This is a genomic window from uncultured Maricaulis sp., from assembly GCF_905480005.1.
Lineage (GTDB): Bacteria > Pseudomonadota > Alphaproteobacteria > Caulobacterales > Maricaulaceae > Maricaulis.
In genome coordinates this window covers 1-24,967 of sequence record NZ_CAJQOO010000102.1, presented here as the reverse complement: position 1 = coordinate 24,967, position 24,967 = coordinate 1, and the positions used below count along the sequence as shown (strand labels likewise).

Below are 24,967 nucleotides of genomic sequence, written 5' to 3'. Positions count from 1 at the left end.
AACTTCGTCTTCTCGATCGGCGCATTCAGGGCGGCCGACAGGGACAGGCCCAGCACGCGGCGCGTGTCGGACGGGGCGATGATGCCGTCATCCCACAGGCGGGCGGTGGAGAAATAGGGGTTACCCTCAGCCTCATAGGCGTCGCGCACAGGCGCCTTGAAGGCGGCTTCCTCGTCCAGCGACCAGTCCTCGCCGCGCGCTTCCATGCCGTCGCGCTTGACCGTGGCCAGAACGGCAGCGGCCTGTTCACCGCCCATGACGGAGATGCGGGCATTGGGCCACATGAAGAGGAAGCGCGGGGAATAGGCGCGGCCGCACATGCCGTAATTGCCGGCACCATAGGAGCCGCCGATGATCACGGTGAATTTCGGTCCGCGATAGGTCGAAACGGCAGTGACCAGCTTGGCACCGTCCTTGGCGATACCGCCGGCCTCATATTTCGAGCCGACCATGAAGCCGGTGATGTTCTGCAGGAAAACCAGAGGGATGCCGCGCTGGGCGCAGAGCTCGATGAAGTGGGCCCCCTTCTGGGCACTCTCGGAGAAGAGAATGCCATTATTGGCAATGATGCCGACGGGCATGCCGTAGAGCCGGGCGAAGCCTGTAACCAGGGTCTCGCCATAGAGTTTCTTGAACTCGTCGAACTCCGAGCCGTCAACCAGGCGGGCAATCACCTCGCGGACATCGTAGGGCGCGCGAATATCCGCCGGCACGACACCGTCCAGCTCGGCCGGGTCATAGGCCGGCTCACGCGGATCGGTGAGGTCGAGATCGACCTGCTTGACCGAGTTGAGCGTGCCGACAATCCGGCGCGCCGTGTACAGGGCGTGCTCGTCATTGGCGGCGTAATGGTCGGCGACGCCCGAGACGCGGGCATGGACATCGGCCCCGCCCAGATCCTCGGCGGAGATCACCTCGCCCGTGGCGGCCTTCACCAGCGGCGGACCGGCCAGGAAGATCGTGCCCTGCTTGCGGACAATCACCGTCTCGTCGGACATGGCCGGCACATAGGCACCGCCCGCCGTGCAGGAACCCATGACAACCGCGATCTGGGGAATGCCCTCGGCCGACATATTGGCCTGATTGTAGAAGATGCGCCCGAAATGGTCGCGATCGGGAAAGACCTCGGCCTGATGCGGCAGGTTGGCGCCGCCGCTATCGACCAGATAGACGCAAGGCAGACGGTTCTGCATGGCGATTTCCTGCGCCCGCAGATGCTTTTTCACCGTCATCGGGTAGTAGGCGCCGCCCTTGATGGTCGGATCATTGCAGACAATCATCACCTCGCGACCGGAGACACGGCCGATCCCGGCAATCATGCCGGCCCCGTGGACATTGCCCTCATACATGCCATTCGCGGCCAGGGCGCCGATCTCGAGAAAGGGCGAACCCGGGTCGAGCAGGCGTTCGACGCGGTCTCGGGGCAAGAGCTTGCCGCGCGACAGGTGTTTTTCGCGGGACCTCTCGGATCCGCCGACCGCCGCAGCCGCCGTGCGGACCTGCAAGTCAGCCACAAGGCCGTCCATCGCCGCCGCATTCTCCTGGAAGCTGGCGGCCTGGGTATCGAGCGCGGAAACAATCTTGGTCATGGAGGCCCCGAAAGCTGCAATCGTGCTGGCTGATTAACCCGCACACCGCGTCGAACGCAAACAATCATGCATCCAAACCCCGCACTGGTCGCATCCTGTTTCAGGGAATGCAGACGCAGGGGAGAAAATCATGCGCGCAATCGTGACAGCCATCAGTCTCGCCGTCGGGGTCAGCCTGGCGCCTATCAGCCACGCCCAGGACGCGGAGCCCCGTCCACAGGCCGAAGTCATGGTGCTTGGCACTTTCCACTTCACCGGTGGCGGTCAGGACATGATCAATCCCGAGGTTGACGACTTCCTCGCGCCCAACCGTCAAGCCGAGATCGCCGAAATTCTGGATCGTCTGGAAGCCTTCGCGCCGACCCGCATTGCGGTTGAACTCACGCCTGAGCACGAAGCCGCATTCAATGCCCGCTACGGCGAATTCGTCGCCGGTGAGCGCGAGCTCGGCGTGAATGAGCGCCAGCAGATCGGCATGCGGCTCGCCGCACGCCTCGGCCATGATCGTCTCTATGCCGTCGACTCGCCGGGCGGGATGGATTTCGACGCGATGATGTCCGCGGCCGCAGCGGCCGACCAGTCGGCGCTGATGGCGGAGTGGGAAAGCTATATCGGGGATGTCCAAGCCTATCTGGCCAAAACCGAGTCGCTGGACCGGAGCATTCTCGAGCGGATGATCTCGCAAAACTCCGACGACCTTCGCGAGATGCATAATCTCTACCTCATCCTCGCCCAGATGGGCGGTGCGGACAATCCCGCCGGTGCCCGCGAAATGACCAATTGGTGGGGTCGCAACTTGCAGATTTTCGCGAATATCGCCCGCATTGCAGAACCGGGCGAGCGCGTCCTTGTCGTGTACGGCGCCGGGCACAAGGCCTTGCTCGACGACTATTTCCAGGGTGCCCCGAACATCACCTGGATAGAATCGCTTGATTATCTTGTGGAGTCGCCGGCGCCTGCCACGGAATAGCCCGAATGAGGCCTGACCTTAGCTTGGCAGGGAGGATGCAACCGCGTAAGGTTGCGATGTCGAACCGACGGCGCGAATTCTTAATGAGTCCCGCATCCGGTTAAGACATGATTAAGTCCTCCCTCACAGGTTGATGGGGATTGGAGCCGGAATACGCTAAACTCGCTCCGGTTCTTGTGGGAGGTGCCCATGCGCGTACAAGTTATTGTTGTTGCCGCACTTTGTGCGTCCGCATCAAGTATTGCCAACGCACAGGACGTCAATGATTCGGCGGCCTGGGTGGCGGGAATCAGTGAGGCCGGTGAGGCGTCCGTCCTGCGCTGGCGCATTAATACTTCCACTACCTCAAACGTTCCCGTCCTGATCGGGACCGACCGGGCAGACCTGTCCGAGATTTCGGCCGTCTCCGGTCAGATCGACGTGCATCCCTTTGGCGATGAATTCTACCTGTCGGCCGGCACCATCTCGCCACGCAGCGACCGCGCCATTCCGGCCTGGATGCGGCAGGCCGATGCGCCCGCCTGGTCCGCCTTTCCCCATGCCGAGCTGTCGGAAGAGCTGACCCGCTCCAATATCGACACCCTCACCCGCTATTTCGGGGCCGGGATTACCGTGCGCACGATGGACGCCTGGAGCATCACTATGGAAGGTGGTGCCTATTTCCAGGACTCCAGTGAGGACCAGATGGTCCTCTTCGATCCCGATACCGGCGAACACATGCCCCTTCTCGAGGATCTCGATCGCATGGATGCCGAGGCGATTGGCGAGAGCCAGTCCCGGACGGTCCGGCCGGTCGGCCATCTCGTCCTGCGCCGCCGCTTCTGATCCGCCTTTCCTGACCGGCCGTTCGTGAGTCACAAGCGGCAGGGGAAGACGCACGCGGTCCATCCCCCTTTCACAAGCCCGCCGAGCGGCCCTAGACTGGTTGCCGATTTAAGCCGCTGGCGGACCCATGGCCCTCAACCTCTCCTTCCTTCCCTTCCTCAACCGGGTCGAGAAATCCGTGCTCGACGCCGTCGAACATGAGGTCGAGTGGTTCTGCCTGCCGGCCGGCAAGCTTCTCTTCCGCGAAGGCGATGAGGCAGACGCGATCTATCTGGTCCGCTCCGGCGCCCTGGCCGCCTTCCGGAGCGGTGCACTGGGTCGACCCGACCTGATGGGCTATATCCGCGCCGGTGAGCCGGTCGGCGAAATGTCGATGCTGGACGAGACGCCGCACCAGGCCAGCGTCTATGCCCTGCGCGACAGCGAGCTTGTGCGCCTGCCCAAAGCCAGTTTCGAACGCCTGACCAACAAGCATGCCAGCCTGATGCGGGAATTGTCGCGCATGATGCTGGCCCGGCTTCGCGGCCCGCGGCGCGCGGCCGGGTCAGAGCCCAGGGTCTTCGCCCTGATCAGCACATCGCCGACGATTGATATCGAGTATCGGGCCAAGGAACTCGCATCCACCCTCGAAGCCATGGGAGTCAGCTGCGGAATCGCGAACGAGACCTGTGCCGACTGGAGCGGACAGAAGCTGGATGCGCTGGAGCAGGAGTACGACATTGTGCTGCTGGCTGCCCGCTTTTCCAATCCGGCTTGGGCAAGGCGTGCCATGGGGCGGGCCGACCGGATGTGGCTTTTGGCGCGGGCGGATGCGCGGCCCTCAACCCCGCTCCTGCCTGACGACCCCTCACCCGCCATGCGGCTGAAACTGCTTGATGTCGTCCTGTTGCACCCCGGTGGCGTCACCGCCGCCTCGCGCCCGCAGGACTGGGCCAATGCCGCAGATGCGGCGCGGGTCTTTCACTGGCGCCAGAACCAGCATGTCGCCGATACCGCCCGCCTCGCGCGCACACTGGCCGGGCGCTCGGTCGGGGTTGTCGTCTCCGGTGGTGGCGCGCGGGCCTATGCCCATATGGGCGCCATCCGCGCCCTGCGTGAGGCCGGCATGCCCTTCGACTTCGTCGGCGGCGCCTCAATGGGCGCCATCATTGCCGCCGGAATCGCACTGGACTGGTCCGATGACGAGCTGGAAGAGCGCATCCGCAAGGCCTTCGTCGACTCCAATCCGCTGGATGACTGGACCCTGCCTGTGGTCTCGCTGGCCAAGGGCGAGAAGGTCGATGCCCGCCTGAAGGAGCATTTCGGCGATGTCGAGATTGCCGAAATGGTGCGTCCCTTCTTCTGCCTGTCATCCAATCTCGCCAGCGGTCGCCCCGAAGTGCACCGAACCGGCTCCTTGCGGCATGCCCTGCGCGCCTCGATCGCCATTCCAGGCTTGCTGCCACCGGTCGTGGTGAACGGTCAGATCCTGGTCGATGGCGCTGTTTTCACCAATTTCCCGGCCCGCGAGATGCGCGCCTTCCATCGTGGACCGGTGGTCGGCGTCGACGTCACCCGGGCCCAGGGTTTGAATCCGGCCGATTTCGAAGACCCGCCCGGCTTCATCGAATGGGTGCGCAAGAACGGCCTGAAATCACCGCCGCCCATTGCCTCCCTGCTGATGCGGGCCGCGACGATCGGCGTCGCCGATCACCGCGATATCGGCCGCGAAGCCGCCGATCTGCTCATCCTGCCGGAAACCTCGATCGATATCCGAGAATGGGAGAAGTTCGAGGAAGTCCGCGACGCCGGCTATGACGCCGCCCAGGGCATGCTGGCCGGCATAGATGACGCCATGCGGGTAACGCTGGGCCTGAAGCCTGCAGGCTAGTTGCGGCCCCAGAAGTGCCACCAGGAAGGCTCGGCGGTTTCATGCAGACCAAGCCAGCCGCGCACCATGTTTTCAGCCGGCTCCACCGTCGCCCAGAGCGGCACCCAGGATTCGATAACGTCGTCCGCGCGCGGCGAGAGTACTGACGCCAGAAACGCAAGCCCGACGATCGTCACCAGAATGGTCAGCAGGGGTTTGAACAGGTCTGCCAAGAATTTCATGCCTGACGCTCCGTCTGATTGACACGCAAGCTAGCACCCACCGAACCTGCGTGCACGCCGAATGCGCTCCCTGTTATCGCCGACCAATCTCCTGTGTGGAGAATCAGGTGTCATTTTGATGGCTTGGCGCAATAATTGCGAAATTAAACCAGATGCAGCGATCTGGACCATGTTTTGGGGGTGAGATGTCGGGCCTGATGCGGCTCATTTTCCTGACAGGGCTTTTAATGGCTCTGACCGGCTGCCAGCCCGGCGGACCGGCGGTCGAGTCCTATCCGCCCGCCGTGGAGGAACGCGTCGCCCTGGTCATCGGCAACGCCGCCTACCGGAATTTCACACGCCTTGATGGCGCCGAGCGCGATGCCGACCTTGTCGCCGATGCTTTGCGCAAACAGGGCTTCACGCTTGTCGGCGGCGGAGCTCTCCACAACCTCAATTGGGCTCAGACAGTTCAGTATATGCGTGTGTTCGAGGCCCGCATGGATACCGGAGGCGTCGCGGTATTCTATCACTCCGGCCATGTCGCACAGGTCAATGGCGAGAATTTTCTGATCCCGGTGGACGCGGCCGACTGGGCGCCGGGCACCGTCGATACGGAGCTGGTACGACTCGCCGGTAGCTTTCGCCCGCCCGCCGGGCGGGAACCTAGAATCAAGCTTGTGATTCTGGACAGGACGCTGCCGGGCCCACTGCTGGAAGGCCCGACGCCGGTGATGGCGATATCGCTCGCCGATGAGATTCTCGACCAAAACGAGATGCAGATCTTTGCCGCCTCGGAGGGCAGCCGGACACCCCAGGCCGATGAAATTCTTGACGGTCCAGACGGTGCGGACACGGTCGAACCGGAAGTGTCCGCGCTCGCACGCGCTTTCGCTGACACGCTCCGCACGCCCTATAGTGACGTCATCCGGGTCGCCTATCAGGCGAGTGTCATCGTCGCTGAGGACACTGATGACCGACAGCACCTGTCGATCCGCTTTGGCTCTGATATCGAGCGCGCCGGCCCACTGGTCGGCACGCTTGGCTCCAACCGGCTTCTGTCTCGCCTTGACGAGGCCGAACGCAGTATTTTGACCCGCGAGGCCTCGCGCCGCGAAGCAACACGCGCCTCGCTCTCCTCCCTTGTCGGATCGGAAACACGCAGTGTCCGCGCGGTCAGCGACACGGTCGCGACGCTGACCGTCTTGAACATCGATGACACCTTCCCGTCTTCGCGGTCGGGCCGGACCCTGCTTGTCGATGATGACCTGCAAGTCGCCAGACTCGAGGCATGGAGGCGTGTTCTGGAACAATCTCGCGCTTCGACGCTGGACGACTGGCAAAAAGCCGCCATCCTGTCTGTGACCAGCTCAACCTCGAGCAATCGCCTGCATGCGGCCGGGATTGATCAGGCGCTGGAATCCGGTGAGTTCGCCGAATTGCCTGACGCCATCGAACGCCTGGCGGTCGCGCCTTCGGGGCCAATCCAGGATACATTGTCCGTCAGGCGGCGACGTGTCATCGAACGGGCCCTGTTTGAACTGCCGACACGCGGGCACGGCGCGGGCGCGATTATCGCTGCCTTCCCGCAAACCGGGGTCGACGCCGACCTTGAGCCCGGCGTGCATCTGGACACCACCCTCAATCGGGCGCGTTCCGCGGTGGCGGATTGTTCGCCTGCCCCCCTGAACGCCAATCAGATGGAAGCGCTGGCCTCCTTCGCCGTCTCGATCTCGGTCGAGACCTTTTCGAGGTCCGCTATCTGCCGACGCCTGGGCGACAATAATGTGTATGCGGTCGCTCGCGAGCTCGCTTTTTCCTCATTCCGGACCGAGGCCGGACGCATAGCCCATGACGAACAACTGCTGCGCCGACGCGCCTATGAGACCGCCCTCTTCCTGGCGGTTACGCAGGGAGCCGCCCGGGACCGGCTTCATGAGGTCCGGCTGGCGCGCACGCTCGAGGAACAGGGTATCGACGTGGCGCCCGACGCAAGCGAGGCCGATCTTGTCGCCGCCACACGCCCGCAAGCCGAAGCCGTCGCTGCGCCGAGTGTTGAAGTCGCCCAGGCGTTTTCTGCAGCCAGCGGTATGCGGAATGCCGCCTACTTCATCCGGATGTTCGAGGGCCTTGAGCTGGATGCCTACCAGGACATCGTCGGTGTCTGGACAATTGGTTTCGGAACGACCGGGCCGGATATCGGGCCCGGACAGCACATCACCGCCGATCAGGCGATGCGCTATCTGGAAGACTATGTCGAAACCGATTGGCGCGGGTTGGAACCGTCAGTCGAGACAGAATTGTCGCCCAACCAGCAAGCGGCCATCCTGTCCCTCTCCTACAATGTCGGGCGGAACCGCGTCGCGGAAAGCACGCTGCTCAATGTTCTCAATGAAGGCAATCTGGCTGACGCGGCCGATCAATTCCTGGCCTGGAACCAGGCCCGCATCAATGGTGAGTTGACGGTCATCCGGGGCCTGGACCGTCGGCGTCATGCCGAGCGGGCCTTGTTCAGCCTCTCGCCCGATGCCGACATTGCGGAAAGCGTGATCATTGCCAACATTCCGCTCATGACTGAACGCGTGGAAATCGACGCGGACCGGGGCATGATCGGCTATGGCTCGGTGATGCCACTCAGCGGCACCCCAAACCGTATGGATGAAGCGGCCGCCCGCGACCAACTCCGGGCCGACCTCGCGAATGTCCGGGCACAAATTACCAATCAGCTCGCTCGCCCCCTGGAACCCCTCCAGATCGAAGCCTTGACGATCCTCGCCTATACGATGGGCGAACGCCGCTTCCGGCGGACGCCCGTCATGACCTATATCAACCAGGGCAACACCCAGGCGGCATTGGCCGCGATCGGCTATTGGGATGATGGCCAGATCGGTGCGGCAGGTCAGGCGCTCACCAATTGGGGCGAACTTCGCGCCAGCGCCGCCGCGCTATTCACGATGGGGTTCAGATCATGAACCAGCTCAGCCTGACCGCGACAGGAGCCCTGATTGTCATCGCCTTGCTGCATGGCACGGCAACGCCGGGCAACGCCCAGTCTGTCGAAACTCCTCATTCCGAGACACTGGCCGCCATTCAGGACCGCGGGAGTTTGCGCTGTGGCGTCAACCCTTCTCAGACCGGTATGGCCCGCCAGGACGCGCGTGGCCGCTGGGATGGCATGGGTGTTGACCTGTGTCGGGCGATCGCGGCAGCGACACTCGGCGACCCGAATGCCGTTGATTTCATCCCGGTGACGGCGCGAACCCGCTTCACGTCATTGCAATCCGGCGAAATCGACATGTTGAGCCGGACGACAACCTGGACCTTCTCGCGCGACACGACACAGGGGGTCGATTTCATCGGGCCCTATTTCATTGAGGTCGAAAGCGTCATGGTCCGCGCCGACACCGGCATCACCTCGGTCGCCGAACTGGACGGACAGCCGGTCTGCGCTGTCACTGGCAGCCTCACCGAAACGGTCCTGCGCAATTACCAGGCGCAGCTGGGCATCGAGATCGAATTTGTTCCGGTCACCGGGACCGAGGACTATGCGCGCGCCTATGAAAGCGGTCGCTGCATCGGCGTCGCCGACGGCAAGGCGGGGCTGGAAGCGCTGCGGGCTGCACAAATCGACGCAGACGGTCATCGGGCCCTGGATGAACAACTGGCGCTGTCGCCGCTTTCGCTCGCCGTCCGGCACGGCGATGACAAGTGGGACGATATCGTGCAATGGACGTTCAATGCGCTGGCGACGGCCGAGCGACTGGAGGTCACGCAGGCCAACGTGCAGCGACTATCCATCGGGTCCCGCCATCCCATCATCCGGCGCATGATCAGCGATGATGGCGGGTCCGGCGCTTTGCTGGGTCTGGAATCCAATTGGGCGCTCCGCGCGATCCAGGCGGTTGGGAATCTCGGCGAGATCTATGACCGCGCTTTCGGACCTGGCAGCGCACTGCCCATCGACCGTGGCCGCAGTGCCTTGTGGCAGGATGGTGGCATGATCTTTCCGGCGCCGTTCGAATGAGGATCCCGGCCATGCCTGATATGATTCGCCATTTCGGCCTCAGCCTCGTCACCGGGGCACTGGCATTTCTCGGTCTGTCCGATAGCGCCTGGGCCCAGCAAGACACGCTCGCCTCTGCCCAGGAGCGGGGCTATCTGCGTTGCGGGGTCAATCCGGGACAGCTCGGCATGTCGATGGCCAACGCATCAGGCGAGTGGGTCGGCATGTCCGCCGATCTCTGCCGGGCAATCGCGGCTGCGACCTTGGGCGACCCGAACGCGACCGAGTTTATACCGGTCACCGCCGGCAATCGTTTCACCGCCCTGCGCTCCGGCCAGATTGACGTCATCCTGCGCAATACGACCTGGACCTTCACCCGCGACACGGCGGAGTCCGTTCAGTTCGTGGGACCATTCTTCGTGGACCAGGAAAAGGTTCTGGTCTCGGAGGAAAGCGGGATCACGGACCTCGCCATGCTCAATGACCGAACCGTGTGCGTCATAGCCGGCGGCCCGTCCGAGGTGATCATGAGTGACCTCGCCGCGGCCTCGACTGCGATCATCAATATCCTTCCCGTCGGCAGCGCCGAACAATATCGCCAGGCCTATCTGGAAGGCCGCTGTATCGGGATCGCGGACGGTCAGGCTGCGCTGCGGGCGCTCCAGATATCACTGCCCGATCCGGACGAACACCGCCTTGTCGGCGGCCGCTTGGCCTATTCGCCTCTTTCGATCGGCACCCGACAGGGCGATGACCACTGGACGGACATTGTCCGTTGGACATTTTACGTCCTTGCGACGGCCGAGGACCTGAACCTGACTGCGGCCGAAGTGCGCACGACGGATACCCAAGCCTGGACGTCTCAGCTCGCGCGGCTGAACTCATCCGGTGCGTCACTCGGGCTCGAACCGGGATGGGCCATTCGTGCGATCCAGGCCTCCGGAAACCTGGCGGAGATCTATGACCGCTCCTTTGGACCGGAGAGCAACTTGCCAATCGAGCGCGGGCCGAGCGCCTTGTGGCGACAGGGCGGCATGATCCTGCCGCCGCCGCTTTGACCCGAACTAGGCCTCAAAAAGGCGGATAGTCGCGATCCCAGTGCATCAGCTCGATCGCTCGCTCGGCTGTCTTGCGGGTCAGACAGGCCGCCTGCTCGAGCGATTCCATTGATCCGCCCGCATACAGGCCGGACAGGAAGAGGCAATCCTGGTCGCGATGGGCTGTCCAGCTGCGCTGGGCTTCGCGCAAATCGGCGATGGAGGCTTCGGGCAGGCTTTCGCGCAATTCCCGATAGGCGTCATTGAGCCAGCGATCCCAGGCTTCATACTCCTCACCGGCGCATATCATCATGCCGGCCATGGTCTCGCCATCAACCGACAGCGCCTCGCAAACAGTCCGGTATTCACCGATGCAGGCCTGACGACTGCCCCCGTCGCCCTCGCGATAGAGACAGGCATCAATCGTGTCATAGGCCGACAGTCGATCCATGCCGCCCGGCTGGGCCGCCGACATTTCCGCGGAACACCCCAGCAAGCCTGCCAAGGCCAGTGTGAAGACCAATACCACTCTCATCATGCGTCCTCCTGGCGTCAGGCTAGCAGCTGTATCAGGCCCGGTCATGCAGAAGGCCCCGATCCGTGTGGATCGAGGCCTTCTTGGTGTTCCAGCGATCAGACCGGCTGACTAATTCGTCTCGTCAAAGAGTTCGCGGCCGATCAGCCAGCGGCGAATCTCGCTTGTGCCGGCCCCGATCTCATACAGTTTGGCATCGCGCAGGAGACGCCCTGTCGGATACTCATTGATATAGCCATTGCCACCCAAAAGCTGGATCGCGTCCAGCGCCATCTGGGTTGCGCCCTCGGCGGCGTAGAGGATGGCGCCGGCCGCATCCTTGCGCGTGGTCTGGCCACGATCGCAGGCCTGGGCCACGGCATAGACGTAGGCGCGCGTCGCATTCATGCGCACATACATGTCAGCCAGCTTGCCCTGGACGAGCTGGAATTCGCCGATCGACTTGCCGAATTGCTTGCGCTCTCGAATATAGGGCATCACCACGTCCATGCAGGACTGCATGATCCCGACCGGACCCGACGCCAGCACGGCGCGTTCATAATCGAGACCCGACATCAGGATTTCGACGCCCTTGCCCTCATCGCCCATCATGTTCTCGACGGGCACTTCACAATCCTCAAAGACCAGCTCGCCTGTCTCGGAGCCGCGCATGCCCAGCTTGTCGAGTTTCTGGGCGACCGAGAAACCCTTCATGCCGCGCTCGATGATGAAGGCGGAGATCCCGCGCGAGCCAGCACTGGTATCGGTCTTGGCGTAGACGATCAGCGTATTCGCGGCCGGCGCATTGGTGATCCACATTTTCGAGCCATTGAGCACGAAATGATCGCCCTTGCGTTCGGCCTTGAGCTTCATCGAGACAACATCGGAACCGGCACCCGGTTCGGACATGGCCAGCGATCCGACATGTTCACCGGAGATCAGCTTGGGCAGGTATTTCGCCTTTTGCTCGACATTGCCCCAGCGCCGCATCTGATTGACGCAGAGATTGGAGTGCGCGCCGTAGGACAGGCCAACCGATGCCGAAGCGCGGGAGATCTCCTCCATCGCAATGACATGTTCCAGATAGCCCAGCCCGGTGCCGCCATCCTCTTCACCCACGGTGATGCCCAGCAATCCGAGCTCACCCATCTTCTGCCAAAGATCCGGCGGGAAGACATCCGTCTGATCGATCTCGGCGGCGCGAGGCGCGATCTCGTCACTGGCAAAGGAACGGACGGTGTCACGGATCATTTCGGCCGTGTCACCGAGGTTGAAATCAAGCGAGGGGTATTGGTTCGGTATCATGCCGCGCGATGTATCACGGCCCACGACCGGGTCAAGAGAGACCGGTGCGGGCCGCGAAACAGAATGGCGCGAAAACGGCTAGTTGCCGGCCTTTTGTTTCAACTTGGACAGCAAAATGGACGCGAGTTGCCATCCAGCCACAATCACGAGGAAAAATCCCGCGAGGGCCATGCCGAAGTTCAGCGTCATTTCGCGCTGGGCCATGATGTAGTCCCACTCGGCCGCAGCCAGCACGCTGCCAAAACCTGCCAGCAATACGCCGGCGACCAGGACCGCCAGGAAAGTCCACATCCCTTCGTCGGAACGCGGTCCCGGGCGATCATCCGTAGCGTGCACATCGGCAGCCAGGTCCCGGGGTGAGAAATCATCGTCGGAACCGGACATCGGGTCAGCCCCGTCCATAAGCGGATCTTCCGCCGCCAGGGCATCGGCCCCCGGTTCGATTGCGTCTGACGGAGAGACAGGCTCGCCCTCGACCTCACCGACGGCTCCTGCAGCCTCGGCCGGCATGTCGGCGGGATGCGGCGGCGGTGTATCGTCGCCGGAGAGGCTGACAGTCCGCTCAATGATCTCGGCCGGTATCTCCGCCTCGTCGGCAGGGCGCAGTTCGGCTTCGGCTTCTGCTTCTGCTTCGGCTTCGGCTTCGACCGTAGCAGCCGGTTCGACCACCGGCTCGGCATCGACATCGATATCCGGCGCGGTTGAAACGTCGGCGGCCACAGCGGGCTCCGCCTCCGCGGCTGGCTCGGCTGCCGGTTCGGTTTCCGGCTCGGCTCCAGCCTCGTCCTCGGTGAGGAAACGCCCTTCCATGACGCTGGTCAGCGCATAGCCCAGCCCCATGCCCTGAGGCAGCGCCATCGCGTAATGCTCCGGCAAGGTCGCCGCCCGCTGCGGTTCGGCTTCAGGCGCAATCTCGGGCTCGGTTTCAGCAATCGGTGCATTTGGTTCCGGGTCGGCGACCGGCTGGCGATTGGCCAGGACGAAACCCAGCCCCGTGCCTTCCGGAAGATCGAAAGCGGCGATCGGGGCCGCAGCGGCCGGGCGTTCCGGCTCAACCTCGGGCTCGATTTCAGGCGCGACCTCGGGCTCGATCTCAGGCGCGACCTCGGGCTCGACCTCAGGCTCGGGCGTGGACGCGTTCGGTGTGGCTTCGGCGGTCGGCGCCTCGGCTTCAGCTTCAGCGACGCTTTCAGCTTGCGCCGTCGCAGCCTCGCCGATTTCCTCGTCCATACGCGCGATCACGCGGTCTGCAGCCGTTTCCGGGTCCAGTTGGGCCTGCGGCGCATCGTTGGCCTCGACGACTGGCTCGGTGGCGGCCTCATCCTCTACCGGGACGATATCTGCCATTTCATCCGCGGCTTCGGGGGCGTCGGCCGGCGCTGCGTCACCCTCGGCGTCGACCTCGGACACGTCCGGCTCGACAGCCTGATACTCGGCCTCGATCGGATCGTCGCGCATGTCGGAGACCGCTTCGGCAACAGGCTCCATCGACGGTCCGGCGAGGTCTTGTCGCACTTCCGGCGGCAGCGCTTCGACGGCGGCCAGGATGCGGGCGATCTCGTCTTCGGCTTCCCGCCGACGCGCCAGACCGGCATCCGGCGGTGGCGGCGGTGGCGGCAGATCGGAATAGGCTTCCGGCGGCGGGGTGTCGCCACCACTGATCGCGCCTTCCAGCACGCGTTCCTCACTGGGATGCTCGATCTTGATGACCAGCTCGACCGGCTCGGATTTGCGGGACTGACCCGGCTTGGCCGGCATCAGGGCATCGAGGAAAAGCGTGCTTTCGGCCTCGCGTCGCGCGGAGACATCATCGCCATGGATCGCCAGCGCCTCACCGGCAGCGCGGGCCCGTCCTTCAAAGAGATAGCGCGCAACGTCGGACCCGCGGAAACGGTCCACGCCGACATCATGCACAAAGGAGGTGAGCGCATCCCGCTGGCCACGCGAGAGCGGGCCGGTAATGCTGTCATCGACGACTTCCTCGGCGCGCATGACGTCATAGATGAGCAGAAGTGCTGCTTCATCCTCGGTCACTTTCACGCCCGCCTTGGCGGCCGCGCGGTGGCCATAGCCAACCACCCAGCGGCCATCCTCACTCTGGACGGCCTCAGCTCGGAAAGGCTCGAACCGCTTGATCAGGTCGCGGGCAGCCGGAGAAGTTTTCAATCGCGGTTTCATGCGTGTTCCGTTTCAGGACAGCGCGTCAAAGAATGCCTCGACCTCTGCAAGCCTGACGCCGGAGCCCTATTCACGCCCCGGATCAAACACATCGGTCGTATCAAGAGCCGTGAATGGCGCCAGAAAACCACCCCCGGACCCGCCGCCGATCAGATAGATTTCGTGATCGAGCACGGCCGCGCCGCCTCCGGTTCGCGGAGCGGGCAGCATCGCTTCCTCGCGCCAGGCGGTGTCGCCCGGTTGCCAGGAGACATGCGTCTGAAGCGTTTCGCGCGCATCCGCGCCCCGGCCACCGAGAAGATGGATACGCCCATCCAGCACCGCCACCGCAGCGCCTGAACGCGGAGATGGCAGGTCAGGGAGCCGGGCCCAAGCACCGGTCTCCGGATCGAACACATCGAACCGGGTCACGGTTTCCCCATCGAGTCGGCCACCGGCCAGATAGATGCGGCTCTCGATGACGGCAGCCGCCATGCCTCGGCGAGTCACGTCGGCCGGCGCCTCAAGCGTATCCCAGCTGCGTGCTTCAGGGTCGAAGACAAAGGCATTTCCATCATCATTCAAGCCACCGAAGGCGTAGAGCGCGTCCCCGAATGCAACCAGGGCCAGATCCGCCTTCGCGGCGGGCATGGCCGCCTCGCTCTGCCAGATATTGCCAGCGAAAGACCAGGACCAAACACCGGCGCTGGGCGCAACGCCATCCTCGCCGCGGGCATAGCCGCCAGCGACATAGATCCGATCATTGATCGAGGCCATTCCGAAACGTTCCAGGCCGCGCGGCAAGGGTGTTTCCGGGAACCAGCGGTCCAGCTCCAGATCATAGCTTTCAAACTCGTCGCGCGGATCGGTCAGCCCGGATCCACCGGCCGCATAGATGCGCCCCTCATGCACGACAACGCCAAGTCCGGCGCGTGAGGCGTCCAGCCGGGCGGCGGTCTCCCATCCTCCCTGGGCGGAAACAGGTCCGGCAACCAAGGCCAGAAGGCTCAGGATAAGGGCAATATAACGCACGTGTTCACCATTCGATTGGTCAGGTCCTCGCCGACCCACACCGGAATATCATCACAAGAGGACGAGTGTCGCCAGCCCCAGGAATGCGAGAAAGCCGACAACATCGGTTACCGTGGTCACGAAGACGGACGATGCCACGGCCGGGTCGGCCCCGGCCCGCACCATGCCCAGCGGGATGAGAATGCCAGACAGGCCTGCGCATCCGAGATTGAGCACCATGGCCGCCGCGATCACGCCGGCGAGCTGCCAGTCCTGGAACCAGACGACTGTCACCGCGCCCATCACAATGGCGAAGATGATCCCATTGACCATTCCGGTGGCCAGTTCGCGCCAGACGACCCGCAAGGCGTTGGCTGCGGTCAGATCACGCTCGGCAATCGAGCGCACGGCAACAGCCAGTGACTGGGTCCCGGCATTGCCCCCCATCGACGCGACGATCGGCATCAGGACCGCCAACGCCACGACCTGCGAAATGGCGCCCTCGAACAGGGCGATGACAGCCGAGGCGAGAATGGCGGTCGCCAGATTGACCAGAAGCCAGGGCGCGCGGGAGCGCACCGAGCGATAGACGGTATCGGCCAGGCCGGCATCGTTGACGCCGGCGAGCGCGAGCATGTCTTCCTTGTTCTCGTCCTGGATGACGTGGACGATATCGTCCAGCGTCAGCATGCCGGTCAGCCGTCCGGCAGCGTCGACGACCGGCGCCGAGACGAGGTGATATTTCTGGAAGAGATAGGCGACCTCTTCCTGGTCTGTTTCCGGCGCGACGAGGATGCGCGGCGTTTCCATCAGATCGCTCAGGGCGACGTCCCGGCGCGCGCTCAACAAGCGGCAGACGGGGATCTCGCCGACCGGGCGAAATCCGGTATCGATCACGAAAAGGTCGTGGAAGGTGTCCGGCAGGTCCTCGCTTGCATCCCGCATATGGTCCAGCGCGTGTCCAACGGACCAGAATTCCGGCGCGGCCACGAATTCGCGCTGCATGAGACGGCCGGCCGTCTCGTCCTCGAAGGACAGGCTCTGCTCAACCGCTTCGCGATCACTGTCGGAGATTTCCGCGAGCACGGCGGCGCGCGTCTCGTCATCCATCTCCTCGACGACTTCCGTCGCGTCATCGGAATCGAGTTCCTGGATCGCCGCCGCCAGATGCGCGGTGTCCAGATATTCCATCACGACTTCGCGCGAATCCGGCTCGAGCTCAGCGAGAACTTCGCCGGTAAAGATGTCCGGGGCGAGCTCCACCAGGGCCGCTTGCTGATTGCCCGAGAGCTGTTCGAGCACGTCGGCAATGTCAGCTTCGTGCAATGGCATCAGCATGCGTCGGACGAGATCATCATCCGCATCCGCAATGGCCTGCCGCAGATTGCCGACAAATTCCGGATCCGTATCCGCCCGAGCAGGCGAATCGATCAGGACGTCGTCATCAAAAGCGGCTTCGCCCATGCAGGCCTCCGTGGAAGTTCGGTGGTTCGACCGCTCGCTGTCAGCGCGCGGCCCCGGCAGTCTTAACCGCCTGTCCGTACAAGCTCAATCGACCGCCCCGGGAATCCGCATCTACACGCACTCAATGGCGGATTTCGGGCGCGATTGCTGCCCTGTGCAGCGCCGACCGCCACATTGACGCCCCGAGATGACAGGATAAACAAAAAAGTCGGGGTTTGCGGGGGCGCTGCGTGTTCGATTTGTTTCGGGAAGAAAACTGGCCGGTTCTGATCGGGCTGGGCATTGGCGGCGGGCTTGCCCTTGCGAGCCTCATCCTCCTGAGCTTCCTGCGCCCAACCACCGGTCCGTCCGCGACATCCGCCCGGGCGGTCCTGTCGCTGGCCGTGGAGACCGCCAGTCAGTGCGCCGGCAGCCTGGTGCTTCTGTGGATCAGCGTCAGTGTCGGCTATACCGTGGTCAGCCTGCTCTACAGCCTGATCGGACGCTCGACCTCTCTCTTCGACACGATGATGACGGCGGTCCTGATCTTTCTTGGACATCGCGCCCTTCTCGACAGACCCGCCCGGGACGCCGGGATCGAAATGCCGGAGACCGGCTATTGGCGTATCCTGCTGCGCTCTGTCGTGTTCGGCCTTCTGGGCCTTGCTGCAGCCGCCCTCGTCTTCCTGTGCGCCGCCCTTCTGGTGGCGCTGGCCGCTTATGCCGGCGTGACGGGCGATGGACCGCTCTATCTCGTCAGTGCCTTGGCCGGCATCGCGGCGATCCGGCTGAGCATCCTGTTTGCCCGTCTCAGCTTTCTCTATCCCGCGAGCGTACTCGGGCAGCGCGACTGGTTCGGGGGTGCACTGCAACGTTCGGCCGGTGCCGGGCCCGGCCTGGCAACCAGCCTGTGGATTCTCGCCCTCGCCGCAACGGCCCTCGTTATCCCGGTCATGCTGTGGTCCAGCGCGCTCATTGACGTGATCGTCGGGAATCTGCCGGTCCGGCCTGGTGAACTACCGGGTGATTTCGGAACAGCGCGCTACTGGGCGACGCTGGTCTTCGAGGAATTGCCGCTCAACCTGCTGATTGTCGCCTATTGCCTGTGCAGTATCGCCTGCGTCTCCGCAGCCTATCGCCTGGCGGTGCTGGCCCCCGACCGCGCGAAGACTGACAGTCGGCACAACTGAGCGATCGCAGGCCGACACGACGGCCGCGCGGATCTCAGGGAGCGCAAATTTCAAGGATTCTTATCGCTCTCGCTCGGGAGAGTGATGGTGCGGTCGAGAAGACTCGAACTTCCACGGGTTTTACCCCACAGCGACCTCAACGCTGCGCGTCTACCAATTCCGCCACGACCGCACGTCATGGAGGCGCGGGAGATAGCAACATCCCCGCACCTTGTGAAGAGGGTATTGCAACGGTTTATGCAGCTGCGAAGAATTCATTGGCATCTGCCGGTCCCGTGATGGACACGGCAATGCGATCGCCCTGGATGACAACATCCCCGCGCGCGATGGGATGATTATTGGCCAATATCCACACTTGGTCGTCCTCGCCCGAATCGAGCGGGATCACCGCACCGCGTCCCATGCGGAGGAATTGCTGGATCGGCATCTTCGACCGGCCCAACAGGACTGATATTTCCACTTCCACCGAACTGATCTGACTCACGTCGCACTCCAGGACTTGCGGATCCTCATCGCGAGGCAGATGTTTGGCCAATACGGTTTCCGCAGCGTTAAGACTTCAAGATATGGCATTACAAAACGTCGAATGGGCTGTTTCGCCCGGCCTGACGGCCTATGAACCCGCCCTCGCCTTCATGGAATCGCGTGCCGCCGCGATTGCGGCCGGCGAAGCCGAAGAGCTCGTCTGGCTGCTGGAACACCCGCCGCTTTATACCGCCGGGACCAGCGCGAAGCCCGATGACCTGCTCGCGCCGGACCGATTCCCGGTCCATGAGACCGGGCGCGGCGGCGAATACACCTATCACGGGCCAGGCCAGCGCGTGGCCTATGTCATGCTGGATCTGACACGCCGCGGTCGCGATGTGCGCAAATTCATCCAGTCGCTGGAAGCCTGGCTGATCGGTGCGGCGGCGCAATTCGGCATCGAGGCGGGCATCCGCGAGGGGCGCGTCGGTGTCTGGGTCAATCGCAGCAATGGCCGCGAAGACAAGATCGCGGCCATCGGCGTGCGCCTGCGCCGCTGGGTGTCCTTCCACGGCATCGCCTTCAATGTCGATCCCGACCTCGGCCATTTCACGGGAATCACCCCGTGCGGCATCTCAAACCCGCTTTACGGCGTCACCTCGCTGGCCGATCTCGGGCACCGGGTCTCGATGGCGGATTTCGATGTGGCGCTGCACCTCGCCTGGACGGATGCCTTCGGTGATGTCCGGCGGGTCGAAGCGCCCTCGCTTGCCGCAGAAGCGCTCTAAGCCGTCCCCGACCCGTTGCGCTGCAGGGTCGCGAACCATAGACCGAACACACCGGCGACAACCCAGAAGGCGATGAATGACGGCCAGGCGCCAGCGCTGACCATTTCCAGCAAACGCGCCTCATCCGCCTCGAGCCAGGCCTGAAAAGCCGGCTGAAAGCCCGGATCCATCATGGCCTCGTTCAAGGCAATCTGGTCCGTCGTGTCGACACCCTGCTCCTCGGCGAAGGTCATCATCCCCGCGAACAACTGCGTGCCGATCCCGACCATCGCGCCGATGCCCTTGGCAAGGATGGCGAGAAGGACTGGCAAAACGGCAAGCCCGATATTCCGTCCGGCATGACGCCGCCGGTTTGCAAAGAGCGAGAAGCAAACCCACCAGATCACGAAGAGCGGGATAAAGCCCGGAATCGGCGCTGTCCCGAAGGCCAGCCGCAAGGCATCGATCATTGCCAGAAGAGCCAGGCCCAGCACAAAGGCTGAGACCGAGGCGCGGTGCGTGGGCATGAGCAGGGCGAGCGGGTTCATGGGGTCATCCTGTGGGCAGAGAAAGGGCCGGTCCCCGTATCTACCCGGGAACCGGCCTCAATCAAGCAGAATTCGGCGCGAAAACCGTCTCGCGGCACACCCGGTCGGTCTGGCTACATCTTGTAGACGAAGTATCCGACCACACCGTTCGCGATCACGCTGGCCAGATTGGACGCCAGGACGCCGCCGAAAGTCGTCGCCATACCGAAGCCGGTCGATGAAGCCCCACCATTGAGAACCGGGGCGAGAATGAAGCTGACGGCCACAGCAACGATGACGACACCAAGAAAGGCGCCAATGGTCATCCAACCGGACTTGCCCGCGTCATGGAAGCGCTTGGAATAGACGCACACCCACGCATAGATCGAGGCCAGTCCGACCACGATACCGATGATCGCGACCAGCATGCCAATGCCGGGCAGCAAGGTCAGAAACTGCATCACCAGATTGATCGCCACGATCGCGATGATGCCCTTGGCGAAGTCCTGCGGTGAAAGCTTACCGGCCGAGCCAAACAGGATTTGTTTGGCCTCTGCGGGTTTGAGAATGAAATTGTCGATCGACATGGCTTTGACCCTCCCCTGTCATGAGGAGAAGGAGCCTACGCGGATTCCGCGAATTCTCCACGCCATTTTCGCCCGACACGCGAAACACGGTTAGCGCGTCGTATCGGTGTCGCTCGCCTTCGTCTCGGTATCGGCCTGCTGGTTCCCGGGTTCCGTGGCATCACCGAATGTCGCTTCGATATCGATCACGGGCTCGGGACCGTATTGATTGGGGCCATTCTCCCCCAGCGCCAATCCCAGCCAGACCGTATAGCCAGCCCAGATCAGCATGCCCAACCCACCCAGAAAGAGCAGGCCGCCACCCGCCGACAGGAATAGTCCGGGACCGACATTTTCGCCGGACATGAGGCCCGACAGGATAGCGCCGCCCACCATGAGCACGGCCAGAACGGAGAGCACAAAACTGGCGATCCACGGCACCGCATGGATGGCCGCGCTGCGGCCGGTATCGTGCAGGCGCTTTCCATAGACGCACAGGCCAACCCAGATCAGGCCGAGCCAGATCAGACCGCCGAGGATCGGGATGATATCGGCCAGGATATTCCCGCCGACAATGATCGCGACACCGATCCAGTACTCCCGGGCCGCGATCCGGCCATTCGGGTCGAGCAAAAGGAATTGCCAATTCATCGCGTCTGCCTTCCCCGGGATGACCCCGGCCTAATCGAATTCAACAAGGAGTTCATCAGCCGCGACGGAGGCGCCCGGCTCGACCTTGATGGACTTGATCGTGCCGTCGGTTTCAGCCCGCAGCACATTTTCCATCTTCATTGCCTCCACGATCACCAATGGCTCACCGGTCTTGACGGACTGGCCTTCCTCGACTTCCAGCGAGACGACCAGACCCGGCATGGGCGAGACGACCAGCTTGGCCATGTCCGGCTTTTCCTTTTCCGGAAGCAGGGCATGCAGCTCGGCCGCGCGAGCCGTGCAGACAAGGGCCACGGCAGAGAATCCGCGATGGCGCAATTTATAACCTTCGGTCCGGTCGGCGAATTCCAGGGCAATGGTCTCGCCATTGATCATGGCTTCGAACAAATGCTCACCGGCCCGCCATTCGGTGTCGAGCTCAAGCCGTTCCGACGCCAGGGATGGCGCCCAGATGCTGGCCCGCCCCGGAGCGGTCATCTCGATCTCGACAGGGATGCGACGCTTGTCCAGCAGCACGACCCATTCACGGACATCCGGCTCGTCGGCGGGCCGCATGCGTCCCTCGATCTGGCTGGCCCGGCGCACGAAGGTCTCGTGCACAAAAGCCGCGGCGCACGTCATCGCGACAAGCTGCTCCTCGCGCGGCGCAGTGCCGTTGAAGCCCTCCGGATAATGCTCGCCGATATAGCCGGTATGAATGCGTCCGGCGCGGAAATCCGCTTCGTCCAGAACCGCCGAGAGGAAGGGAGCATTCGATTGCAGGCCTTCAACATGAAGCCGGTCAAGGGCCGCAGCCAGCGTGTCGATTGCGGTCTCGCGATCCTTGCCATACCCGATCACCTTGGCGATCATCGGGTCATAGAAAAGCGAAATCTCGTCGCCCTCGCGAACCCCGGAATCGATCCGCAGCTCGCCCTTGCCCAGCTTGCCCTCCGCAGGCTCCTGGAAGCGTTTGAGGCGACCGATCGAGGGCAGAAATCCGCGATAGGGGTCTTCGGCGTAGAGCCGGGCTTCCACGGCCCAGCCCTTGATCGGCACGTCGCGCTGGGTCAGGCCCAGCGGCTCGCCAAAGGCCGACCGGATCATCAGCTCGACCAGATCGACATCGGTGGTCAATTCGGTGACCGGGTGTTCGACCTGAAGGCGGGTATTCATCTCCAGGAAATAGAAATTCTTGTCCTTGTCGACGATGAATTCGACCGTGCCGGCGCTGTCATAATCAACCGCAGCCGAGAGCGCGACAGCCTGGGCACCCATAGCCTCGCGGGTCTTTTTGTCGAGGAAGGGTGATGGTGCCTCCTCGAGGACTTTCTGGTTGCGACGCTGGATCGAACATTCGCGTTCATTGAGATGGATGACATGGCCGTGCTTGTCGCCCATCACCTGGATCTCGATATGACGCGGCTCCTCGATGAATTTCTCGATCAGGATGCGGTCATCGCCAAAGGACGACTTGGCCTCATTGCGGGCAGCCTTGAAGCCTTCGCGGACCTCGCTGTCGCTGCGGGCGATCCGCATGCCCTTGCCGCCACCGCCGGCCGAGGCCTTGAGCATCACCGGATAGCCGATCGCCTTGGCGGCTGCGAGCGCGGTATCGGCATCGGCGATCTCGCCATCTGCACCGGGAATCGTCGATACGCCTGCCTTGGCGGCGAGCTGTTTGGAGCGGATCTTGTCACCCATCGCATCGATGGCGTGGATATTCGGGCCGATCCAGCCGACACCGGCCTTTTCAAGCGCCTTGGGCAGGGCCGGGTTCTCGGACAAGAAACCGAAGCCGGGATGCACGGCATCGGCGCCGGTCTGTTTCACCGCGTCGAGGATCTTGTCGAGCACGAGATAGCTCTCGCCCGGTGCCGGCGGTCCGATGAAGACCGCTTCATCCGCCATCTCGACAGCAAGGCTGTCGGCATCCGCCTCGGAATAAACCGCCACAGTGGCGATCCCCAGACGCTGGCAGGTCTTGATGACACGAACCGCGATCTCACCGCGATTGGCGATCAGGATCTTCTTGAACATGCTGGCCCCTTGATCCGTGTGCGGGTGGATACCGCACGATTGTCACGGGTTTAGCGTGGCTTGCCCGCGGGCGGCAAGCGGCGGCGGCGGCTCGCCTCAGTCATCCGGGTCATGCGGGCGGTCCAGCCAGTCCGCTTCCAGGGCACGCAGCTTGCCGACAATGGAGACGAGGAAGGCGGTCGACCAGCCGATCATCAGGAATCCGGTAAAGCCCTCCATCGCCGAAACCAACCGCCAGTCATTGTCGATAATGACATCGCCATAGCCCAGTGTGGTGAAGGTCGAGGTGGAGAAATAGAGCGCCTCCTCAAAGCCCGACACGGCCCCCAGCGCGAGATAAACCAGTGCGAAACTCCAGATCTCGACCGCGTGCACGACGAACAGGCCCAGAACGATGATGAGGATGAACAAGGCCTGCCGGAGAACCGATCCGCGCGGATCGATTCGACTGGTCCGGAAGCGCGCCAGAGCCAGCAGCGAGCCGAGGCCCACCATGTGCACCAGCACGGTCCAGACAGCCATTCCGGTCGAGACGAGCATGGCATCCATCATTCGCAATCCCTCCGAGGCTGTCAGCGCGCGCGAGTCGTCCTAGTCTCCGGTGCAAAGAGGAATCGATCAATGAGCAAACCCCTTTATCGCCTGACCTCCATCGCCCGGCCGCTGGAAGCGAAATATCCAACCAATCGCGCCGTGTTGATTGCCCTGCCGCTGATCGCACTCGGTCTCGGGATCTATGCCTACACCTCCGCAGGCGGCGGTGCCGTGAATGCCGTGATCACAGGGCTGGAAGGGATGTTGGTCAGTTTCCTGGTCTGGGCGCTGGGCCGGGAAGCCGATCCCGATCGCAATCTGACCGCGTTCGCCAGCGCCGCACTGGTGCTCTACGCCCTGGTGCTCGGCCTGCCGGTTGCCGTCTGGACGCTGGCGTTTGCACTCATGGCGGCGCGAACCGTCAACCGCACGGTCGGGCAACCGGCCAAGCCCGGTGATCTGGTGATGGTGCTGATCCTCGCCGGCTTCTCCGTCTTCTCGGAAGGCTATGCCTTGATGGGCGTGGTCGCCGCCATCGCCATCGCGATCGATGTCCAGCTTGACCGGTCCCGCTCGCTCGCCCTGATCGCGGCCCTGATTGCCCTCTCCTTTACCGTCTGGCAGCTGATCACGCTGGAAGGCGATTTCGGCGCCCTCTTGTGGCCGGCAGCCGCCTCGACAACATTGATGACCATCATTGGCGGTCTGGTCGCGATCGGGCTCGCAAGCGCCTTCCTCTGCCCGAAGCCGACCAGCGTCTGTGATGCGCGCGGTGAACCGCTCAGCCATGCCCGCATACGCGGCGGACGGCTGGTTATCGCGCTGGTCCTGCTGGCCGGCATGCCAGAAGGCAATGCGCTCGCCCACGCGCTATACCCCCTGGGTGGCCTTCTGCTTGTCACTTTCGTCGTCGGCCTGCTTCCGGCCATTCGGCCCAGGCCGACGCGCTAGCGGCGAAGCAGCCCCCGTCAGGAAACCCCGTCCTAGCCCGCCTGGGGTTTCAGCGCATTTCGGCGGAAGAGCATAATGATGAGATAAGCGATCAGCCCCAGGTCGAGGACATTTGTGATCGTGTCCGACACGGAACCGATCGTGATGCCGTAGATGAGCCCGGGGGCCGAGGATGTGAAGACAAACCACATGTAGGCGTGAAGCGCGGCACTGGCGAAGTAGATCATCGTCGCCAGTGCCAGCCTGGACCGCCAGACCAATAGCGTCGCAATCACATAGCCGGACAGATAAATGCTCCATCCGATGAACACCCATGGCGACACCTGGGAGGCATAGGTCAGGAATTCGACCC

23 protein-coding genes and 1 tRNA gene are annotated in these 24,967 nt (G+C 63.3%); 9 read left to right on the top strand and 15 right to left on the bottom strand.

Annotation, left to right across the window (positions count from 1 at the left end):
• Positions 1-1,589 (bottom strand): carboxyl transferase domain-containing protein (locus QZ266_RS09250; RefSeq protein ID WP_295694310.1); only part of this gene is annotated, 1,589 nt, incomplete at its 3' end.
• A 130-nt stretch (positions 1,590-1,719) separates the two neighbouring features.
• Here QZ266_RS09250 and QZ266_RS09245 point away from each other — a divergent pair.
• The 3 genes from QZ266_RS09245 to QZ266_RS09235 all read left to right on the top strand — a co-directional run bounded on the left by QZ266_RS09245 (position 1,720) and on the right by QZ266_RS09235 (position 5,254).
• Positions 1,720-2,559 carry a DUF5694 domain-containing protein gene (locus tag QZ266_RS09245; protein WP_295694308.1) on the top strand — a complete coding sequence of 280 codons (840 nt, stop codon included), beginning with the start codon at positions 1,720-1,722 and terminating at the stop codon, positions 2,557-2,559.
• Positions 2,560-2,748: 189 nt separating this feature from the next.
• Positions 2,749-3,384, top strand: coding sequence for a hypothetical protein (locus tag QZ266_RS09240; protein ID WP_295694305.1), 636 nt, complete (start codon positions 2,749-2,751; stop codon positions 3,382-3,384).
• Positions 3,385-3,511: 127 nt separating this feature from the next.
• Positions 3,512-5,254 carry a patatin-like phospholipase family protein gene (locus tag QZ266_RS09235; protein ID WP_295694304.1) on the top strand — a complete coding sequence of 581 codons (1,743 nt, stop codon included), beginning with the start codon at positions 3,512-3,514 and terminating at the stop codon, positions 5,252-5,254.
• On the opposite strand, the gene QZ266_RS09230 is transcribed toward QZ266_RS09235, so the two are convergent.
• Positions 5,251-5,475, bottom strand: a complete 225-nt coding sequence (locus QZ266_RS09230; RefSeq protein ID WP_295694300.1) for a hypothetical protein — start codon at positions 5,473-5,475, stop codon at positions 5,251-5,253. The two genes, QZ266_RS09235 and QZ266_RS09230, sit on opposite strands and share 4 nt — an antisense overlap.
• A gap of 197 nt (positions 5,476-5,672) precedes the next feature.
• Here QZ266_RS09230 and QZ266_RS09225 point away from each other — a divergent pair, with 197 nt between their 5' ends.
• The 3 genes from QZ266_RS09225 to QZ266_RS09215 are packed head-to-tail and all read left to right on the top strand — an operon-like array spanning position 5,673 to position 10,515.
• Positions 5,673-8,426 carry a glycoside hydrolase family protein gene (locus tag QZ266_RS09225; protein WP_295694298.1) on the top strand — a complete coding sequence of 918 codons (2,754 nt, stop codon included), beginning with the start codon at positions 5,673-5,675 and terminating at the stop codon, positions 8,424-8,426.
• Positions 8,423-9,478 (top strand): amino acid ABC transporter substrate-binding protein, encoded by a 1,056-nt coding sequence (locus tag QZ266_RS09220; RefSeq protein WP_295694295.1) that lies wholly within the window; start codon positions 8,423-8,425, stop codon positions 9,476-9,478. Before QZ266_RS09225 ends, QZ266_RS09220 begins: the two co-directional genes overlap by 4 nt.
• Positions 9,479-9,489: 11 nt before the next feature.
• Complete coding sequence (locus tag QZ266_RS09215) at positions 9,490-10,515, top strand: transporter substrate-binding domain-containing protein (RefSeq protein WP_295694292.1); 1,026 nt, start codon at positions 9,490-9,492, stop codon at positions 10,513-10,515.
• 13 nt (positions 10,516-10,528) lie between these two features.
• Here QZ266_RS09215 and QZ266_RS09210 read toward each other — a convergent pair whose 3' ends face one another.
• The 5 genes from QZ266_RS09210 to mgtE all read right to left on the bottom strand — a co-directional run bounded on the left by QZ266_RS09210 (position 10,529) and on the right by mgtE (position 16,945).
• Entirely contained in the window at positions 10,529-11,032 is a 504-nt protein-coding gene (locus QZ266_RS09210) for a lysozyme inhibitor LprI family protein (protein ID WP_295694289.1), read from the bottom strand.
• Positions 11,033-11,140: 108 nt separating this feature from the next.
• Positions 11,141-12,313, bottom strand: a complete 1,173-nt coding sequence (locus tag QZ266_RS09205) for an isovaleryl-CoA dehydrogenase (RefSeq protein ID WP_367178228.1) — start codon at positions 12,311-12,313, stop codon at positions 11,141-11,143.
• A gap of 78 nt (positions 12,314-12,391) precedes the next feature.
• Positions 12,392-14,479 carry a lysozyme gene (locus tag QZ266_RS09200; RefSeq protein ID WP_295694286.1) on the bottom strand — a complete coding sequence of 696 codons (2,088 nt, stop codon included), beginning with the start codon at positions 14,477-14,479 and terminating at the stop codon, positions 12,392-12,394.
• Between the two features lie 78 nt (positions 14,480-14,557).
• Positions 14,558-15,502, bottom strand: coding sequence for a kelch repeat-containing protein (locus QZ266_RS09195; protein WP_295694285.1), 945 nt, complete (start codon positions 15,500-15,502; stop codon positions 14,558-14,560).
• A 51-nt stretch (positions 15,503-15,553) separates the two neighbouring features.
• Positions 15,554-16,945, bottom strand: coding sequence for a magnesium transporter (gene mgtE, locus QZ266_RS09190; RefSeq protein ID WP_295694281.1), 1,392 nt, complete (start codon positions 16,943-16,945; stop codon positions 15,554-15,556).
• Between the two features lie 230 nt (positions 16,946-17,175).
• On the opposite strand from mgtE, the gene QZ266_RS09185 reads away from it, so the two are divergent.
• Entirely contained in the window at positions 17,176-18,114 is a 939-nt protein-coding gene (locus QZ266_RS09185; RefSeq protein ID WP_295694278.1) for a hypothetical protein, read from the top strand.
• Between the two features lie 85 nt (positions 18,115-18,199).
• Here the strand turns inward: QZ266_RS09185 and QZ266_RS09180 are convergent.
• A tRNA-Leu gene (locus QZ266_RS09180) sits at positions 18,200-18,286 on the bottom strand.
• 63 nt (positions 18,287-18,349) lie between these two features.
• Complete coding sequence (locus QZ266_RS09175; protein WP_041637474.1) at positions 18,350-18,598, bottom strand: FliM/FliN family flagellar motor switch protein; 249 nt, start codon at positions 18,596-18,598, stop codon at positions 18,350-18,352.
• An 82-nt stretch (positions 18,599-18,680) separates the two neighbouring features.
• Here QZ266_RS09175 and lipB point away from each other — a divergent pair, with 82 nt between their 5' ends.
• Positions 18,681-19,367: a lipoyl(octanoyl) transferase LipB gene (gene lipB / locus QZ266_RS09170; protein WP_295694274.1), complete on the top strand. Its 687-nt coding sequence runs from the start codon at positions 18,681-18,683 to the stop codon at positions 19,365-19,367.
• Here the strand turns inward: lipB and QZ266_RS09165 are convergent.
• The 5 genes from QZ266_RS09165 to QZ266_RS09145 all read right to left on the bottom strand — a co-directional run bounded on the left by QZ266_RS09165 (position 19,364) and on the right by QZ266_RS09145 (position 23,682).
• Positions 19,364-19,894, bottom strand: a complete 531-nt coding sequence (locus QZ266_RS09165; RefSeq protein WP_295694273.1) for a hypothetical protein — start codon at positions 19,892-19,894, stop codon at positions 19,364-19,366. The two genes, lipB and QZ266_RS09165, sit on opposite strands and share 4 nt — an antisense overlap.
• A gap of 113 nt (positions 19,895-20,007) precedes the next feature.
• On the bottom strand, positions 20,008-20,460 hold the full coding sequence (locus tag QZ266_RS09160) for a DUF805 domain-containing protein (protein ID WP_295694270.1): 453 nt from the start codon (positions 20,458-20,460) through the stop codon (positions 20,008-20,010).
• Positions 20,461-20,550: 90 nt separating this feature from the next.
• Positions 20,551-21,090: a DUF805 domain-containing protein gene (locus QZ266_RS09155; RefSeq protein ID WP_295694267.1), complete on the bottom strand. Its 540-nt coding sequence runs from the start codon at positions 21,088-21,090 to the stop codon at positions 20,551-20,553.
• Positions 21,091-21,120: 30 nt separating this feature from the next.
• The gene (locus QZ266_RS09150) at positions 21,121-23,130 is read right to left on the bottom strand and encodes an acetyl/propionyl/methylcrotonyl-CoA carboxylase subunit alpha (RefSeq protein ID WP_295694264.1); all 2,010 of its coding nucleotides are present in this window, start codon (positions 23,128-23,130) and stop codon (positions 21,121-21,123) included.
• Positions 23,131-23,226: 96 nt separating this feature from the next.
• Positions 23,227-23,682 carry a potassium channel family protein gene (locus QZ266_RS09145; RefSeq protein WP_295694262.1) on the bottom strand — a complete coding sequence of 152 codons (456 nt, stop codon included), beginning with the start codon at positions 23,680-23,682 and terminating at the stop codon, positions 23,227-23,229.
• 69 nt (positions 23,683-23,751) lie between these two features.
• Between QZ266_RS09145 and QZ266_RS09140 the strand changes: the two genes are divergently transcribed.
• A complete protein-coding gene (locus QZ266_RS09140) occupies positions 23,752-24,615 on the top strand; it encodes a hypothetical protein (RefSeq protein ID WP_295694259.1) in 864 nt (287 codons plus the stop codon).
• A gap of 32 nt (positions 24,616-24,647) precedes the next feature.
• On the opposite strand, the gene QZ266_RS09135 is transcribed toward QZ266_RS09140, so the two are convergent.
• Positions 24,648-24,967 (bottom strand): hypothetical protein (locus tag QZ266_RS09135; protein ID WP_295694257.1); only part of this gene is annotated, 320 nt, incomplete at its 5' end.